Raw genomic sequence first — 19,314 nt, forward strand, 5'->3', positions numbered from 1 at the left:
TTCAGACAGTTGCATTAAAGAAATAAAAAACCCGTGTTATTTATCCAATAACACGGGTTTAAAAAGTTATCTATTCACTTCAACTAATAATTAAAAGAAGCGAACCTTGAACTCAGCACCAATGAAGCGCTCTTCATTCAACATACCAGTGTTGTTATTGAAATCTACACCACCGATAACAACTTGCTCATCAAACAAGTTACGTACAAATACAGATGTTTCGTATTCGTTGTCACCAGACGCCCATGCATAACCCGCTCTCACGCCTGTTTCAAATAATGCTTTGCCTTCAAATTCAACTGATTCATATAAGAAAAAGTTGATTTTGCTACGGTAAGAAGTATCTGCGTATACGAAGAAGTCGCCACCTTCAAGCTCTTTAGTGTAACGAAGCGTTGCATTTGCAATCCACTCTGGTGCATGTGGCAGGCTATTACCATCTAACTGATACAAACCGGCTGCATTCTTTGTATTTGTGATAGTACACTGTGCACAACCTTGAATAGCTAGATTTGGATCATCGATCTCTGTTTTGTTATAGCTCAAGTTAAAGGTTGCATTTAGTTCATCAGTTAGCACCCATTCAGTGTCTAATTCAAAACCATAACCAGTTGTTTTATCAGCGTTAACTAGACGGTTGAAGTTTGCACCACCACCTACAGCTGTCAATTGTTGGTCATTCATTTGGTAGTAGAACACGGTACCATTTACACGGCCCTGACCGTCTAGCACATCTGATTTAACACCAAACTCAATCGAGTTAGTTGTTTCTGACTCAGCGACTGTTACGTCATCACCAAATAGGATACGACCCTGAACACTTGGCGCACGGAAACCATTGGCCAAACGACCGAATAAGTTAACATCGTCAGTTAATTTATACGTTGCACTTAAGTCCCAGCTTACATGGCTATCGCTTGGGTTAGCTGTACCAACTAAAGAGTCAGCTGCACCAACTGGGCTCTTAGTACGCTCCGCACGGAACTCTTTTTCATCATCAGAGTAGCGAAGACCTAAAGTGACATCTAGTTTATCAGACACTGTGTAATCAAAAGAACCAAACACCGCCCAAGCAGATGTCTCTTGATTTTGAACTGCATAGCCATTTTGCAAACCGAAGTTTCCAGCTGCTGCGTCGAATGCTAATGTATCAAAGCTATAACTTTCAATAGTCATTTCTTCATCAAACAAGAACACACCGACTTGGTAATTAAAATCACCAGAATAGTTGCTTGATAAACGCAGTTCTTGTGTGTACTGATCGTGTTCAGGTAATGCATCAGCAGTTTCAGATGGGAAGAAAATCACACCAGGTCCCTGCACTGGAAGGAAGGCAGCACCATAACCACCATCTACATCTGCGCGAGAGTATATCTCAGCGCTTTCCCATGCTGTGATTGACGTCACAGTGTGCTCAGCAAGATCCCACTCTAGTTTTAAACTCAGGCCTTGCGTTTCAACTTGCTGTGTTGCGCGAGATGAAGCATCATGGTAAACAACATCATTATCATAAACAGGGTTGATGTTATTTGAACCTTGCTCAATTAAGTTCGCACGGAAAGGAATTGGACGACCATCAAGGTCACGAACGTGGTAGTTTAACAAACCTGTAAAATCATCACCTTCGTATAAAAATTGAATACGCGCTGCCTTTTCGCTGTAACCACCTAATGAGTCGTCTTTAGCAAACTCATTTGTTACCCCTTCTGGAGAGCGCACATCGATATAATCTGGCTGCTCTTGCCATAAGACAGATACACGTGTAGAAATTTTGTCAGTTAAACCTGTACTTACAGCGCCTTCGAAGTCAACAGACTCACGGCTACCATATGATACTGACGCGTAGCCATCAAATTCTTGGCTTGGTTTTACAGAGTCAAATTTAACAAGACCAGCTGGCGTGTTACGGCCAAATAAAGTGCCCTGAGGACCACGTAATACTTCGATACGCTCAATATCAAAAACAGGGAAACCTTTTAGGATAGGGTTTTCTTGAACAACTTCGTCAACCACAAGCGATACTGGCTGAGATGCATTCAGATCGAAATCGGTGTTACCAAGACCGCGGACATAAAAGCGCGGGAATGTACGTCCAAACGAAGATTCAACCGATAAGCTCGGGATCTTAGCGTTCATAAAGCGGATATCCATACCAGCAGAACTATAGGCGTCTAAATTATCACCTTGTAAGGCAGACACTGAAACCGGCACTTCTTGTGCGTTTTCAACACGTTTACGTGCGGTGATTTGAATCACTTCCAGTTGATTGCTTTTTGCTTGCTCTTCTTCAGCTAGCGTAGTGAATGAAGTACCTGCCACAGCAGAGAACAACGTTGCATTGATTAAAGTTGCTAACGTAGATCTTTTCATTGCTTTCATGTTGGTTTTTGACCTTATTAATGCACTCTTTGAGTTCAACGGTATATTTGGGCGCCGTATCACATTGGCTATGGCGTTCAATTTTGCGCGTTGATGACAAACAACGCGGACCTCGATCTCGAGAGTGCAAAACGACAAAACGAGGCTGAACGCGACGGGCGTAATTATAGCAGCATATTTTTAAAATGCTTCAAATAAACACATAAATTACACACATTTTTACAACGTTCGACGACGTTAGGTCAAATTTGACAACTTTTAGCTACAAAAAGCGGACATTTGTCCTTATAAACTGTTCAATACTATGTTCTAGAAAATATTTTTTACCCAATTGGTATACAAAAGATCAATATTTCATTGATGAAGCAAAAAAGAGACAATTTAGTCTCTGCTTAATAAAACTGAAATAAAATAAGTTTACACAAGTTACCATCGCCCAAAATGGTAACCGGTGTCATGAAAGCTTTGTTATCTTATCGAACTGTGAATTGAGATGAGAGGACATTAGACCTCTGCTCTTACATTACGATAAGTACACAGTAAGAACACACGTATGACCAAAAGTTCAAAGACGATGAAGATAAATTATTTTGAATTATGAAAAATAGAACGTGGGGTGACGCTGTCTGCTTAAATATAAAGCCGAAAGCACCTCACAAGGTGCTTTTTTCCATTGCAGACGAATTGATATCAGCTAATGGGCGAATGAAGCCCTTTGTAACTAGACTTATGTGTTTTCGGACAGTATTCGATAACCGCAACGCCTGCCGTTGGAAAAATTGGCATTTCACCAGGCACAAGCTGATCAACCATATAACTCACAATCGGCATATGAGCCACAATTAGCCAATTATCTATCTCATCATGCATACTGATCAGCGTTTCGAGATAATCAACAGCAAAAGATGCGCTGCCACTGGGGATCACATCGTTACAGGTTTCTGCAAATACAAAGTTGTTACTTTGCTTAACCGCTTCAGCTGTTTGTTGTGCCCGAGCATAAGGGCTAACAAGTATGGCACTTGGCTGATAAGACTGAAATAACCATTTACCCATTTCGGTCGCTTGCGTTTTTCCTCGCTCAGTCAACAAACGAGCTGCATCATCTGCCTGCATTGGACCGGCTTCACCATGACGCATTATCAATATTGTTTTCATAGCTCTCCGAAAAGTATTGGTTTTTTATCTCTATTCAGTAGTAAACCTAGTTGCATGTCCGCTATATTAAAACAAAATACTTAGAACTGGTAAGTGGTTTACTACTTTTAAGACTGTCTCACTTATTATATCGGCGGCGTAAACTTGAAATTAAGCAACAATGATAATAAACAATATAAGCATGTAACACTGGACAATGGTCTTAGGGTTTTACTCATAACCGACCCTAGTAGTGAGAAGTCCGCAGCCTCTTTAACAATTAATGTAGGTCACTTCGACGATCCTGTTGGTCGTCAAGGCATGGCCCACTTCATTGAGCATATGCTGTTTTTAGGTACAGAGCAATACCCAATTAAGGGGGAATTCTCACAAATTGTTAGCCAAAGCGGAGGAAACAGTAACGCTTGGACGGGCACAGAGCACACTTGCTACTTTTTTGACTGTCTCAGTCCCAAGCTAGACCACCTACTGTCGCGTTTTTCTGATTTTTTCATAGCCCCCTTGTTTGAGCAAAGCGCTTTGAATGATGAGCGCAATGCAATTGATGCTGAGTTTAATCTAAAAGTCAAAGATGATAATCGTAGAATTATTCAAGCCCACAAAGAGACAGCAAATCCAGCGCACCCTTTCACCAAATTTTCAGTCGGAAATCATGATACTTTAGGTGATAGTCATGGAGATATTAGAAAAGAAATCATCCACTTTTTTCAACAATATTATCAAGCGCAATGGATGACATTGGTTATTGCAGGCCCCCAACCTAGCGACGAGCTGGAACGCCTTGCTTATGCCCACTTTTCGGCTATCCAAGGCAATATCAAGCATCGTAAGCCGAAAATATCTTCGCCTTTCTATCGTGCAGAAGATCTTGGGATAAAATTACATATTAAACCAAGAAAACATTTACAAAAACTCATCGTTAGCTTTGCCATGCCTAACATTGACGAACTTTATCGCTATAAAAGTCTTAGCTTTTTAGCCCATTTACTGGGGTATGAAGGCGAAGGGTCGCTCTATGCAATACTTAAGAAAAATGGCTGGATAAATGCGTTGTCTGCCGGCGGCGGCGTCAACGGTAGTAACTTTAAAGATTTTAATATCAGCTTTGCTCTCACAGATTTGGGGATAGAGTTTTATGAAGACATCGTCGAACTCTTATTTGAATACATTAGCTTGATCAAAGCACAACAGCATGTACTTCCTGCATTATATGCGGACAAAAAACAACTGATGGAATTAGCTTTCGATAACCAAGAAGTGAATAAGCTCATTGATTGGGTCAGTAATGTCAGTGTGAATATGCATCATTACAGTGAAGAGTACACACTGTATGGGGATTACTGTATGGAGTGCTTTAACCAAGCTCTTCACGATGAGTTAATAGGTTACCTGTGCCCTAATAATATGCGGCTGGTTTTAATACACCCCACAGCAATCGATGAAGAAGGCGCTGTCAATAAAGTCGCGAAATGGTACAACACACCTTACCAAGTGGCGCAAATAGATAAAGAGTGGCTTGAAGCACTGTCACGTATTCACGAGCCATTGCCCGAAATGCGCCTCCCCAATGTCAATCCGTATCTCAGTGACGACAATACCCTGCATGATATCGAGTCCACTGCTCATATTCCCACCCAATTGCAAGACCGGCCGGGGTTCGCTTTTTGGTTTAAGCAAGATGCAACATTTAGAGTAACGAAAGGACATTTCTATCTCGAGCTCGATTCTGAAGCCTCTATCGAGAGTCACAAAGCAATGGCGCTTACACGGCTATTTGCTGATTTATTTATGGACAGCGTTGCAGAGCAATTTTATTCAGCAGAGTTAGCGGGACTTAGTTATCACTTAACATCCCATCAAGGTGGCTTAACACTGCATACAGCTGGGCTATCATCTTGCCAACTCAAGTTGGCATCTCAACTTGTCGAAGCGCTACAAAAACAGCCGATCAGTGCCGCTCGGTTTGCAGAATATAAAAAGCAACTCATACGCCACTGGCAAAACCACAATAAAAATAAACCTGTCAGTGAACTATTCAGTCTTTTAGGGGCCAAGCTCATGCCATGGAACCCGACACCTAATGATCTCGCAAAAGCACTTCAAAACGTCTGTTTTAATGAATTTAATTCATTTCGAGATTCATTTTTTACCTCCATCCATGCAAAAGCATTTTTGCATGGTAATTGGCAACAACAGCATGCCCTTGGTATTAAACAGCAACTCCTATGTAACTTTGCCAAAAGTGAAATCTTAGAGGATTTAAAAAAGCCATTAAATACAATTGATGAGAGCTACGAAGCATCGTTTATCAATGAACAGAATGAACATGCGTTTGTCCATTATATTCAAGCGCCGAGTCAGAGTGTGCAAGATAAAATCAAAATCATGGCTTTTAATCAGTTGGTCAGTCAGCTCTATTTTGAAAAACTTAGGACAGAACGCCAACTTGGCTATTTGGTCGGCGCAGGTTATGCGCCGTTCAATACCCGGGCAGGTATCGCTTTCTATATTCAGTCACCTAAATTTAACAGTAGAGAGCTACTTCAACAGCACCAATTATTCCTAGCTGACTTTGTAAACAATATTGATTCTATGGATGGCATCCATTGGCATGATGTCAAATCCAGCCTTCAATCTCAAATCGCAGAAAAAGATAAAAACCTGCGTCTACGATCTCAACGTTTTTGGATAGCCATAGGTAATGAAGATCATACTTTTTCAATGCAAACTCAACTCTTGGAGGCTTTGGACAAACTTACATTTGCTGAACTCAAAGCATTTATAGCTACCGTTACCGAGCAAAGCTTCCCCAGCATTATATTGCGTAATAATTAATGATTAAGCAGAGGCTGAGACGATATTTATTTTTGTTATCGCTCTCAGCCTAACAGCCTCATTCTTTAACACTAAGTCAAAAAAGGTACAAACACCTTAATTCTACCCGTCTCTTTCCACATTTCATCAATTATGCTTTGACTCAGACCAGTTGTTTCGATTAGATTAACGATGAATGTATTAATCTTGTACACTATGGTATATAAAAAAAATATAAGTAATTTATTGGCTCTTATTTATCTTTTCGCTTTGAGTACCCCTGTGCAGGCACACACCCTTTTAGAGCCCTTAACCAACAACACACTTATGCTATTATTTGTTGTTGCGGCATGTTTGACTCCGTTTTTTGTCATGTTGTTTTTCAATCGTCGGGCAATACAAAAGCTTGAACACCTTCGCATGTCTGAAAAATGGTTAAAAAGTACTGTAGAAGGAAGTGGTGACACCTTGTGGGATTGGAATATCCAATCTGGTGATATCATTCGTATTAATGATAAATATGCGTTAAACGAAGAAAAGAGCAATCATTTTATACCTAACGCTAAACGCATACATCCTCAAGATATTCCTCTTGTTGAAAAACAATTAAAATTGCATTTTGCAGAGAAAACCGCTTTTTTTGAAGCTTCCTACCGTTTAAGAGATAACTTAAATCAATATCACTGGGTATTAGACAAGGGAAAAGTTATCAGTAAAGACGATAACCTCAACCCACTCAGAATGACGGGGACAGTGCGAGATATTAATCACCTAAAAAGTACTGAAGAGCGCCTTAACTTATTTGCCAAATGTGTCGAATCTCTAACCGATGCCATCGCAATCTACGACCATAACTTTAAGTTAGTGGATTTGAACCCAAGTTATCTTAGAGTTTTTGGTGGAAAGCGAACACAATATATCGATTCAGACTTCCAATTACCCGGCTATGACAGCCGATTCATTAGGCAAATCAAATCTGCATTGAAAGAAACTGAGCACTGGCAAGAAGAACTCAAAATCTATGACCAAAAAGGCAGTATGCTACCCATTGAAGTGAGCATTGATGAAATTAAGAACAGCCATGGTCATGTCACAAATTATGTCGTTGTATTTTCAGATCTAACAGAGCGTAAAAAAGCAGAGTCACAACTGCATAACCTATCAAATCGAGACCGAATTACTGGATTGCCAAACAGGAACCTCTTCTTTACTAATTTAAAAAAGCTGTCTCAGCAAGGCACCCATCATGCATTACTTGTCTTTGATTTAGACAACTTTAAAAAGATCAACGATTCACTAGGCCACCAGCTAGGAGATAGCTTGTTATCCAAGCTCGCTATGCGACTAAATAAGCTATGCCGTCAGCAGGATACTTTCTATCGACTTGGAGGGGATGAGTTTGCTCTGGTGATGTCAGGTACTAACGATATACATACCATCACAAAAGTAGCCAAACAGTTTTTGGCCGCAATTGCCACCCCCTTCAAAATGGCAAATCATGAGCTAGTTATCACCTCTTCAGTGGGCATCGTTTTATTTCCAGAAGATGGTAAAACACCTGAGATCCTTCTAAAAAATGCTGATACCGCGATGTACCATGCCAAACAAAAAGGCAACCACTACTTATTTTTTAATGATTCAATGAATGAGCAAGCGGTAAAACGATTACAAATCGAGAATCTGATGCGATTTGGCTTAAAAGAAGACCACTTTGTGGTCTACTATCAACCCAAAATGGACATTAGAACCGGTAAATTAGTAGGTATGGAGGCGTTAGTTCGATTCATTACCCCTAAAAAAGGCATTATCAGTCCAGGTGTATTCATACCAATTGCAGAAGAAACAGGCCAGATTATTGAGATCGGTGAAGTAGTCCTCGATAAAGCCTGTAAAGATGTCAAACGTTGGGTAGATAAGGGACTATTCAATGGCAGAGTCGCCGTCAACCTATCAGCCAAGCAGTTTAGCTTGCCAGATCTGACGGCTCGGATAGATATTATCTTGCAAAAAAATCAACTTCCTTCCTATTTTCTTGAGCTTGAGATCACTGAAGGAACTGTAATGGATGATCCGCAAGAAGCAATTTCAATTATGCGTTCGTTAAACTCACGTGGTATTCATCTCGCTATGGATGATTTTGGTACGGGTTATTCTTCATTGGCCTATTTAAAACAGTTCCCATTAAATACGTTAAAAGTTGATAAAGCCTTCATTGATGACATGGGCAGTGAAAGAGGGCGCAATATGGTCGACTCTATTGTAACCATTGCACATAACTTAGACCTTCATGTTGTGGCAGAAGGCGTAGAAGAGGAAGAACAACTGGCACTTTTGAAACAGTTAGAGTGCCAAACAATTCAAGGGTATTATTACTCAAAGCCTCTTTCTAGTGAAGAGTTTGAGCGATTCTTGCAGTCTGAACTAGAGAGTAAACCCAGCTTGCAATTAGTGAACTAGCCGACCCATCGCACTGACAGCCCAAATTTTTGCAACCTCAGCTTAATCACAGTCAACAATAGATATTAAAAACCCGCAGCCTTATCGCCACAAAACAGCGTAAAAAGCCAGCAAAACAGCCTTTTTACGAATAAAATCCAATCAAAAACACAAAATTGTTGCAAAATATTGCATTATTTAATTTAATACCAGCCTTGAAGAAACAAGTGATTGCCAACTATTTAATAGAAAAAAAGAGTACATCGTTATTAAGTGTTAAAAAATCCTTAATAAACAAAACTTTACTGGATAAAACTCAATAACACGTACTTTTATGCGCCAAAATGTAAATTTCGTTATGTTTTAAACTGCAAATTGATGTTATTGAAATATCAAAATCACTTTTTTACATGGCGAAATTTCTAGTTTAGTAAAACGTAATAGTGAATTTACGAATACTAAGCTAAAGTAAGTATTAAGTAGTTCAGGTAGTACTTGTTAGATCAATTGGTCATGGTGTAGTTAGCGGCTACATAAGAGTGGTGCTTATTAAGCCTACTTGAGACAGTTTAAAGGTGAGAACGTTTAATTAGACATATTTTTCGAACTTATCTCATCTAATTTAATAAATTTCAATGGATTGTGATTTTTGTTTATGTAATTAGGTGAATAATGATTAAAGTGAATATGTCAACTATGTTTGTTATTTCATGACATTTTACATAAGAAGACTTACTCATTACAGAATTCTCTCAATAGCTGCTAAAATTAGCCCCATGTTGTTTTAATTAATATAGTTTTTTCAAGGACACGGGCTATGGATCAGAAGAGTGTACATAATTATTTACAGGCAAAGCCTGGGACCTTTATAACCAAGCCATTTGCACAAGAAGTTGATGTGTATAAAGTGCAACATAAAATGTTTGCAACACTTTATGAAGGTAAAGAAGGTCAAACAAATGACAATGGCGAGCCAGTGTGGTGGCTTAACCTAAAGTGCGATCCCGATGAGGCATTGTTACTACGTGACAAATATTCATCGATTGTACCTGGGTACCATATGAATAAGCGTCTTTGGAATACCATTGTATTAGATGGCAGCATTCCTGAAGACGAGGTAAAGAAGTTAATTGATGACTCATACAATATTGTTGTAGATAACCTCCCTACAGCTCAACGTGAAGAGTTAAATCGTATCACCTCTGGTGGTAATTAATTTGGCCTCCCTCGCACCTTGTGCGAGGGCCATTTAAACTTCCATACTTAACAAACCTGCTAAAAAAACAGCCTATTTTCATCCCTCTATCCGCTTGTCACCTAACTGTAAATTTCTTGTGGTTAATTATGCCCCGAAAACAATGACATTTTGGGACAATAACAATGAAACAACTCATACTTCCTTTACTGATTTCTACCCTTCTAGCTGGGTGTACTTTTGATGGTGAAGATGGTACCAATGGGATCAACGGCAAGGATGGAAGTAATGGCCAAACCGGAGAAGCAGGTACCCCTGGAGAAAAAGGGGACCAAGGCGAAGCTGGTAATAACGGAATAGATGGTAGCCATGGTATGGACACTTTCCAACAGCTCACTCCTTCCCTTGTTGGCCGAGCTGTACTCAATGCGCAAAGCCCAGAAGGAGCTGCAGAAATTGTCGCCTACCATGCACAAAACCAACGTATCTTTGCACTAAACAGTTCTTCGTCTCCTGCAACCATAGAAATAATTGATATTGCACAGATGGACCCACAAACATTAACGCAAAATACTGAAGGGGTGGTAACAAATACCAACCTACAAAGTAACGCAAGTATTAATCTGAGCGAATTTGAAAGTGGTGATGCAAACAGCCTCGCTATCCATAATAATCTGCTTGCTGTGGCAATCGCTAAAGAAACCGGTCAATCCGGTAAAATCGCTTTTTTTGATATTTCTGCTGACCCAAAGTTTATTAAATCAGTGACTGTTGGCGACCTGCCAGATATGGTGACATTTAGCCCCGATGGCAAAAAAGTCGTCGTTGCAAACGAAGGGGAGCCTAAAAGCGACTACAGTATCGATCCAGAGGGTAGTATTGCCATAATAGATATTAACGACACCCAAGTAGCCGATACCGCGACCATACTAAATTTCAACCAGTTTGACAGCCAATCTGCGGCACTAAAAGCACAAGGCGTCGTCTTTGCGAATCCAACAGGGCGCACAATTAAAGGCAACAGTATTAACACAACCGTCTCTATGGATCTTGAGCCTGAATACGTCACAATTAGCAAAGATAGTCGTTATGCTTATATTTCTTTGCAAGAAAATAATGCCATTGCAAAAGTTGACCTGTCAGACAATAGCTTATCTATACATGGCCTTGGTTTTAAAGACTGGGGGAATTGGACACTTGACGCCTCAGACAAAGATGATGCCATTAATTTTGCATCATACCCTGGGCTGTATGGTATGTATCAACCAGATACTATTTCAGCCTATCAATGGCAAGGCGCCAACTTCATCATTTCGGCAAATGAGGGAGATGGGCGTGAATACTTCTTTGACTCTCCGGACGAGGCGACTTGCTTAGCTGATGGCGGACTCGAATTTGATAGCGATGATGGTTGCCTTGCATACACCGATGAAATCAGAGCCGAAGATTTAACGCTCAGCAATAACTTCGATTATTTAAACAATGACGATCAAGACATTGGCCGATTAAAAGTGAGCACCGTATTGGGCGATTCTGACAACGACAATCAATATGAAGCGCTCTACACCTATGGAGCACGATCTTTCTCAATCTGGGATCATCATGGTCATAGAGTATATGACTCTGGTGACGACGTTGGGAAAATCACGGCCGCAATTCATGGTTCAGCGTTTAATAATGACGAAGACGAAAATAAAGGCGATACTCGTTCAGACGCCAAAGGCGCAGAGCCGGAAGCACTCACCATTGGTCAAATCAATAATCGTACCTATGCGTTCATTGGGTTAGAAAGAATGGGAGGCATACTAGTCTATGATGTCACCAACCCGTTCAACGTTACTATGAACACATACATGATAAACAGAGGTCTCGAAGCCGGTGCGCAGATCAGTGGAGACCTTGCCCCAGAAGGTATGGTGTTTATTGATCAAGCGCAAAGCCCTACGGGAGAAGCTTTGTTAGTTGTAGGTAATGAAATTTCTGGCAGCGTGTCAATTTGGTCGTTATCCAATAAATAAACACCTTTGACATTTGGGCATCGCTGTCTACGATAAAGCTTGCATGATCCTAAACAATTGAGGGAATACATGAAACGCATAGCAATTATCACCAGCGGCGGCGATGCGCCTGGAATGAATGCGGCAATACGTTCAATTGTATTGTCATGCCATGATGAAAATATCCAATGTATCGGTTTTTACCATGGTTACAATGGTCTGTTAAATGATGAGTTTAGTTATCTATCGGTCGATTTGGTGGCACCTATAATCCAGCATGGCGGTACAATTTTAAAAAGTGCACGCTGTAAGGAAATGCATCACGATGCTGGTCTTAAGCAAGTTGCGAATACACTAACAAAACACAAAATTGATGCCCTGATTGTTATAGGCGGAGATGGTTCATTTCGGGGAATGATGGCATTACAAACTTATTGGTCGGGCAATCTCATTGGGATCCCTGCCACTATTGACAATGATCTTGCCTGCACTGACACAACCATAGGCTTTGCCAGTGCCATTCATACAGCAACACAAGCCATAGACAAAATTCGAGATACCGCTAATGCCTTTGAACGCGTTTTTATTGTCGAGGTTATGGGTAGACACAGTGGCCACATTGCTTTTCATGTCGGACTTGCCACAGGAGCGGAGGCAATCCTATCATTTGAAAATTGTAGTATGGAGAATTTAGAACAGGTTAAAAATGGCTTAGTCACTCAGATCCAATCGCAAAAACAAGCTCATCAAAATGGATTTGTCATTGTACTTGCTGAAAACCTCTGGCCAAACGGGCCGTTAGGGTTGCAAAAAGACCTACAAGATACAGATAATATTGAAAGTGCGGTATGTGTGTTAGGCTATATACAGCGAGGTGGTAGTCCCTGCCCTGAGGATCGTATTTTAGCGACTGAGTTAGGCATTGAAGCGGTGAAGGCAGCCAAAGATAGTACTGGCGTCATGATCGGAAAAGTAGCAGGGCAAATCACTCGCCACTGTATTATCAGAGCCACGGAACAAAACAAACCAGTAGACCAAGCATTACACTCGGCCTACCATCAAATTTGTTTAAACGCTTAAAGCAGATTAGCCATAAATAGTAAATAAATCTGCGTTCAACCACAAGTGAACGGCGATACTCGCTGCATACCCCAACGCTATAACAGGTGTCCATTTAAGGTGCCCGAAAAAAGTATAGTTCCCTCTTGCTTGCCCCATCAAGGCCACCCCTGCCGCTGAGCCGATTGAAAGTAAACTGCCGCCTACCCCAGCTGTCAACGTGATCAATAGCCACTGGCCATGAGACATTTCTGGTTGCATCGACAGCACAGCAAACATAACGGGTATATTATCAATCACAGCTGAAATCACCCCTAAGAATACATTTGCGCTCGTGGTGGACCAACCGCCATACAACACGTGTGACATCAAATTCAGATAGCCCAAAAATCCAAGGCCGCCAACACACATCACAATGCCATAAAAGAATAATAGAGTGTCCCACTCCGCTCTTGAAACCTTACTAAAAACATCAAATGGTATGACACTACCAAGCTTTTGTAAGCGCTCTTTATCCCCTTCCCGCTCTGCCATTGCCATTTTCCGAGCCAATGAACCAGGTAATGTCACTCTTAAGAAATAGCCAAAAAATTGTAAATACCCCAATCCCATCATCATGCCAAGTACCGGTGGTAAGTGTAGTAAACTATGACACATAACGGCTGTTGCAACAGTCAGTAAAAACAGCGTTAAAATACGCAGCGCACCGCGCTTTAACTCCACGCTTTCACAACTGGCCGCTGGCTTTTTATTGGCAACAAAAAAGCTCATAATGGCCGCAGGTACCACATAGTTCGCAATAGACGGTATTAACAATACAAAAAACTCATTAAACTTCACCATTCCAGCCTGCCAAACCATCAACGTCGTAATATCACCGAAAGGACTAAAAGCACCTCCAGCATTTGCAGCAACAACGATATTAATACAGCTCAAATTAATAAACTTTTTGTCCCCTTCCGCAACTTTCATAACAACGGCACACATTAATAAGGCAGTCGTCAGATTGTCAGCAATTGGAGAAATAAAAAATGACAAAAACCCAGTCAACCAAAAGAGGGTCTTATAATTAAACTCCTTTCTCACCATCCAAGCCCGCAGTGCATCAAACAATCTACGCTCTTCCAGTGCATTGATATAAGTCATCGCCACCAGCAAAAATAACATCAATTCGGCAAATTCAAGCAAGTTGTGACGAAACGCATGCTCTGTCGCATCAGGCATGCCCTGCTCAATATAAAACGCGCCAATTAAAATCCATATCAAACCTGCCGCAACCAAGACAGGCTTAGACTTTCGCATATGTAATTTTTCTTCGAGCATGACGAGTGTGTATGCGACTACAAAAATAGCAATACATACAAATCCCAGTGTATTAGTGGTCAAATCAAGTTGAGTGGTGGAAGCAAACGCTGGAAAGCTCATCCCCAGCAAACAGAACAACAGCAGGCAACTGTTCCCTACAAGTTTCATTTCAAGGTGTTTCCTTGTCTAGTGAGTACATCTCCGCCAGAAAGTAACACACTTTTTACACTTGCGACATTGTACTCTAGTCTAATTTTACAGCTAATTTACGAAATCACAGGTTAAAGCATGACATTTTGTCATGAACTTTATGATAGACAGCAAATATGATGGTTTTGTTACTTAACCTTTATTGCGGGATTCAAAATTCATACGATACAACTCAGGAAAGCGCAAATGCGGTAAGCCTGCACACGACTGATCAACGGCTCAGAAGTGTGCACCCTTTTTATTCTTGATGGCTAAGTTTATCCAATGCAAGAATTAACACTAACCCAAATATTGCAAGCGCAATACAAATGGCTAACTGAGCGTCTTGACCCGTAAGTTGGGTGAACTCCATAGGAGAAATATTTTTTTGCATCAGTGGCTTTTCTATTCCGCTTGAATTTACATAAGTAGAGACCACTTTTTTCCATGGCCACAGCATATTCAGTGAACCGACTAAAAAACCAGCTAACAATGCAAATGTGACTTGCTCATAGCGCGCTAACAACCATGACAAGAACCGTGAAAATACCATTAGCCCACATATGCACCCTAACAGGAATAATCCAATCAAGAAAACGTCACGATCATTGAGGGCAGTCAGTACATGCCCATACATGCCTAATAGCAACAGGATAAAACTACCAGAAATACCCGGCAGTATCATTGCGCAAATTGCGATGCTACCAGCAATGAAATAAAACCATGGTTGTGCTTGCGCTTCAGCAGGGCTCAAGGAGGTAATCATCACGGCAACAGCCACTCCAACTAAGCAACTCACAATATGTTGCATCTGCCACCGCTCTACTTGCTTAGCGATATACACAAATGACGCAATGATCAAGCCAAAGAAGAATGACCAAACAAAGGTCTGATGATTTTCCAGTAAATAAGCAATGATCTTGGATAAAGAAAGAGCACTTGTAAATAAACCACCGAACACTGCAAGTAAAAAGTTACCATCAATATGTGACCAAGCGTCCTTAATTTGACCTTTTAAAACCATTTTTAAAACTGCAACATCAACACTTTTTATCGCAGCTAATAGTCGAGCATAGATACCTGTAATAAAAGCTACCGTACCGCCAGATACCCCAGGCACCAAATCCGCAGCTCCCATTCCTGCACCTTTAAAAAACAACCAAATGTAATCACGTTTACTGTCCGCTCTATTAGACACCAGCTAATCTCCATTTCTTTTTATCGGCTTAGTGTATCAAATTACAAAATTAAAATACTAAAGCTCATTGCTTTTTAGCCGATACTAAAGACAATTATCGGCCTGCAAATCTTTCGATGTTATGAGAAAACAGACTTTTTTAACTTTGCTACTTGGCATTTGTACTCTAATTGCTCTTCAAAGTCCGAGTATGGCCGCTGAACATATTGCTCCGATACCCAAAACCAAGCTTATTGAGTCTGATCTCGGTTATTACCTATCCAGTGATTCCTTTGTCACCATCAAAGACGATGAGCGAGAGATCCCAGTATTATTCTCCGAATATATGAGCGGCAGTAAGCGTGGCATTATTGTGATGCTACCAGGTATAGAACAATCGCCACTACAGGGAAATGGATTAAGCTTTCTAAGAGAGGCCCTGAATGACGATGGCTATGATACCTATGTGATACCTTCACCTCACTTCGATCTCAACGCAAGCCTGATCCAAGACGGTATCGTTGAGAGTCAACCAAAATCAAAACAAAAAATGGCTATTTCACCTATCAGTGAATCTGCACTCAATGAGTATAAGCTTGAGTTAGTTGCCCGCTTCGATGCGCTTTACAAAACGCTCGCATTGCGTGAACATGAGCACATTGCCATTGTCGCGTTTGGTAACAGTGCAGGCTTATTTGCAGAGCACCTAGCAACACTGCCTAAAATACGAATTGATGCTTTGATAACCGTCAGTGCTCAACTGGCTAATCCAAACAGAAACAAGCACCTCGCGGCAAGTTTGTCACTTGTCAGCCCGGCGCTACTTGACGTGTTTTATTCATATGACAACCCAGCCGTGCTTCATACCATAAAAGACAGACGCCGCTGGGCAAAAAGAAACAGTAAATATGATTATCGCCAAAGAGAGTTATTTGGCCAAAACTCTCAAATGCATCAGCAACATCGATTGCAAAAAGAACTATCTGGGTTTTTGAGACAATTATAAAACACTATTTTTTTAGTGCTTCATAGGCAGCTTGAATACTCTGCGATTTCGCTTTCGCAACTTCCATCATATGTTCAGGTAAACCTTGCGAGACTAGTTTGTCTGGGTGATGTTGAGCCATTAACTTGCGATAAGCGCGTTTAATTTCTTTTTCACTTGCCCCATGATCTAGCCCTAACACGGCCAAAGCTTGATGCCTCGAAATCTCTGGTTCAGGGGATGAATAGTTGCGACTCGATTGCTGATAGTCATGGTGCCCACTTTGATGAGACTGGTGATTGCGTTGTTGAGACTGCCATTGAGCACGCTGTTGACGAAATTTGAACTCAGCCTGATAACGTTTTAAAACAAAATTAAAATGTTTAGCACCAATCCCCAGGTATTTACTTACTAACTTTAAAAGCTCCAATTCTTTTGAAGATAAATGGCCATCTGAAAATGCCATTTGGATTTGAATCTCTAAAAAGAGCTGCAATAGGTCATATCGCCTTGCAAAGGCCTCTTTAAAATCTCCAACACACTCTTTGATAGAAAAGTCGCTATGCTTACCCGAGTTAAACGCACTTTGCGCCTCCCTCCTATCATCGCCATGCAGTGCCATGTCATCCATAAACGCAGACGCTGCTTGAATGTGCACCTCACTGACTCTGCCATTAGATTTTGCAATATGACCCATGACAGCAAAGCAACTAGAGAAAAATAAAGCTTGGCGTTCATTCAAGTCATCCCCCTTAAAAAAGCCTTGAAAGCCACCCGCTTTATCAAAATCCTGCTTTAAGCTTTTATCAAATAAATGGCCTAAGTAGCCTCCCAATATTGCACCTAGCCACTTACCAAATAAAAAGCCGAAGCCAGCCCCGAGTATTTTACCCCACATGAGTCGCCTCCATAGCAGCATTTATCGCTTTGAGTCGTTCAGGTGTCCCAATATCATGCCATTGACCTAAATAAAGCTCACTAGAGAGCATCTGTTCACTTATCGCATTTCTTAGCATTGGACCTAACGGTACTTTGGACACTGGAACATCTTTAAAAAAATCTTTATGGTAAAGACCAATACCGGAAAACGTGTAAGTTTCTTCATTAAGCGGTTGATGTGTCAAACAAAAGTCACCATCAGGGTGATGAGGTGGGTTCTCAACAAGCACAATATGTGCCTCCCCTGGCATAAGTTGGAGTTGCATCAAGGCATGTACGTCATAGTCAGTAAAAATATCTCCGTTTATCACGATAAATACGTCATGGTCTTCGCATAAACTGGGCAGCGCCTGAGCAATACCGCCGGCAGTTTCAAGACCTCCGTCACATTCGTAGCTATACTCAATCTGCATGCCCCACTGATGACCATCACCAAAATATTGCTCAATTTTCTCACCTTGCCATGCCAGGTTAATCACTACTTGTTGAACACCTGCCAACTTCAGTCGCTCGAGGTGATAAGCGAGTAAAGGTTTACCTGCAACTTCAAGCATCGGTTTAGGCATATGCGCTGTCAACGGCATCATACGCTGACCACGACCGGCAGCTAAGATCATTGCTTTCATAACGACTCTGCTAATTTTGCTTCTATCATAGGTATTATCTCGGAATGCAGCCAAGTTGCAAGCCATTGAAACTCAGGGTACATCTGCGCGGTCTCAGTAATATATTCTAAGGTTGGTAATATATTGGGAAGATATCCAGGTTTTCCATCTCTCAAATACAACCGAGCAAAAATGCCTGCCGCTTTTAAATGCCGCTGCATGCCCGTAAAATTAAAGTACTCAATGTACTGTTCATAGCCCATTTCACGTAATAAGCCAGCATCAGATAACTGACGATAGCTCTCTTGTCTTAAGCGCTGAAATTGCCCCGGAGGTAATTTGATATAACAATCTTTTAATAGAGATACCGCGTCGTAACACACTGGCCCAACTACTGCATCTTGATAATCAATTAACCTCCCTGCTGCTTCACAATACATTACATTGCGACTGTGAAAATCACGGTGCATTACCACTTGAGGTTGCGCTAGCATAGACTCTGTTAACGAAGTCGTCAGCTTTTGCCACTGCGACTCAAAATCACTTGTACTTGAATAACCGAGCCACTGTCCAAGCAACCAAACTTTAAATATTTCCATTTCTTGAGTAATAAAAGCTGCATCATATGCATTCATCCACCTAGATGGGCGGAGCATTGCAATTTTAGGTAACCACGTTAACAGAGCTTGATAATGTTGATCGCCTCCTTGTTGAGCGACAATATCAGCCAAATGCACTGAGCCGAGATCTTCAAGCAGCACAAAGCCGTTATCGACATCAAACGCAATCACTTCCGGCACAGCTAAACCGCCTTCAGCAAATTCTTGATTTAGATGTACAAATGCTTCAATTGACCCTTTTTCAGGTGGCACATCCATTAAAATATACTTGGTCAATTTAGTTTGGACACGAAAATAGGACCTAAAGCTGGCATCACCAGTAATCGCGTCGATGCTAATATCACCAAAATCACCTGTAAGTCGCTCAATTTGCGTCTCTATAAATCGCACTCTGATTTTCGCTCTTTGTAATTCAATTTCAGGAGTTAAACTCACCATATTTTCACCAATTACTGA

The 19,314-nt window shown here is 41.0% G+C and carries 13 protein-coding genes; 6 read left to right on the top strand and 7 right to left on the bottom strand.

What is annotated here, in order from left to right; genetic code table 11:
- Window positions 1–90: 90 nt before the first annotated feature.
- Window positions 91–2,379, bottom strand: a complete 2,289-nt coding sequence (locus tag JF50_RS22470) for a TonB-dependent receptor (RefSeq protein ID WP_039611568.1) — start codon at window positions 2,377–2,379, stop codon at window positions 91–93.
- 690 nt (window positions 2,380–3,069) lie between these two features.
- The gene (gene sixA, locus JF50_RS22475) at window positions 3,070–3,537 is read right to left on the bottom strand and encodes a phosphohistidine phosphatase SixA (RefSeq protein WP_039611569.1); all 468 of its coding nucleotides are present in this window, start codon (window positions 3,535–3,537) and stop codon (window positions 3,070–3,072) included.
- Window positions 3,538–3,681: 144 nt separating this feature from the next.
- On the opposite strand from sixA, the gene JF50_RS22480 reads away from it, so the two are divergent.
- From JF50_RS22480 to JF50_RS22500, 5 genes are all read left to right on the top strand, one after another.
- Window positions 3,682–6,372: an insulinase family protein gene (locus tag JF50_RS22480; RefSeq protein ID WP_039611570.1), complete on the top strand. Its 2,691-nt coding sequence runs from the start codon at window positions 3,682–3,684 to the stop codon at window positions 6,370–6,372.
- A 351-nt stretch (window positions 6,373–6,723) separates the two neighbouring features.
- Window positions 6,724–8,808, top strand: a complete 2,085-nt coding sequence (locus JF50_RS22485; RefSeq protein WP_235423519.1) for an EAL domain-containing protein — start codon at window positions 6,724–6,726, stop codon at window positions 8,806–8,808.
- Between the two features lie 796 nt (window positions 8,809–9,604).
- On the top strand, window positions 9,605–10,003 hold the full coding sequence (locus tag JF50_RS22490; protein ID WP_039611571.1) for an MmcQ/YjbR family DNA-binding protein: 399 nt from the start codon (window positions 9,605–9,607) through the stop codon (window positions 10,001–10,003).
- A 164-nt stretch (window positions 10,004–10,167) separates the two neighbouring features.
- Window positions 10,168–12,000, top strand: a complete 1,833-nt coding sequence (locus JF50_RS22495) for a choice-of-anchor I family protein (RefSeq protein WP_039611572.1) — start codon at window positions 10,168–10,170, stop codon at window positions 11,998–12,000.
- A 69-nt stretch (window positions 12,001–12,069) separates the two neighbouring features.
- A complete protein-coding gene (locus JF50_RS22500) occupies window positions 12,070–13,059 on the top strand; it encodes a 6-phosphofructokinase (protein ID WP_052262703.1) in 990 nt (329 codons plus the stop codon).
- Between the two features lie 6 nt (window positions 13,060–13,065).
- On the opposite strand, the gene nhaD is transcribed toward JF50_RS22500, so the two are convergent.
- Entirely contained in the window at window positions 13,066–14,463 is a 1,398-nt protein-coding gene (gene nhaD / locus JF50_RS22505) for a sodium:proton antiporter NhaD (protein WP_235423520.1), read from the bottom strand.
- 328 nt (window positions 14,464–14,791) lie between these two features.
- Window positions 14,792–15,730 (bottom strand): DUF368 domain-containing protein, encoded by a 939-nt coding sequence (locus tag JF50_RS22510; RefSeq protein ID WP_039611574.1) that lies wholly within the window; start codon window positions 15,728–15,730, stop codon window positions 14,792–14,794.
- A 190-nt stretch (window positions 15,731–15,920) separates the two neighbouring features.
- Between JF50_RS22510 and JF50_RS22515 the strand changes: the two genes are divergently transcribed.
- Window positions 15,921–16,715, top strand: a complete 795-nt coding sequence (locus JF50_RS22515) for a DUF3530 family protein (RefSeq protein ID WP_052262705.1) — start codon at window positions 15,921–15,923, stop codon at window positions 16,713–16,715.
- Between the two features lie 4 nt (window positions 16,716–16,719).
- On the opposite strand, the gene djlA is transcribed toward JF50_RS22515, so the two are convergent.
- Genes djlA through JF50_RS22530 form a run of 3 tightly spaced genes read right to left on the bottom strand, consistent with a single transcriptional unit; the run spans window position 16,720 to window position 19,296 of the window.
- Complete coding sequence (gene djlA / locus JF50_RS22520; RefSeq protein ID WP_039611576.1) at window positions 16,720–17,592, bottom strand: co-chaperone DjlA; 873 nt, start codon at window positions 17,590–17,592, stop codon at window positions 16,720–16,722.
- Window positions 17,582–18,259 carry an N-acetylmuramate alpha-1-phosphate uridylyltransferase MurU gene (murU, locus tag JF50_RS22525; protein ID WP_039611577.1) on the bottom strand — a complete coding sequence of 226 codons (678 nt, stop codon included), beginning with the start codon at window positions 18,257–18,259 and terminating at the stop codon, window positions 17,582–17,584. Before murU ends, djlA begins: the two co-directional genes overlap by 11 nt.
- Window positions 18,256–19,296: an aminoglycoside phosphotransferase family protein gene (locus JF50_RS22530; protein WP_080760335.1), complete on the bottom strand. Its 1,041-nt coding sequence runs from the start codon at window positions 19,294–19,296 to the stop codon at window positions 18,256–18,258. Before JF50_RS22530 ends, murU begins: the two co-directional genes overlap by 4 nt.
- Between the last annotated feature and the right edge of the window lie 18 nt (window positions 19,297–19,314).

It is taken from the genome of Pseudoalteromonas luteoviolacea, from assembly GCF_000814765.1.
Lineage (GTDB): Bacteria > Pseudomonadota > Gammaproteobacteria > Enterobacterales > Alteromonadaceae > Pseudoalteromonas > Pseudoalteromonas luteoviolacea_H.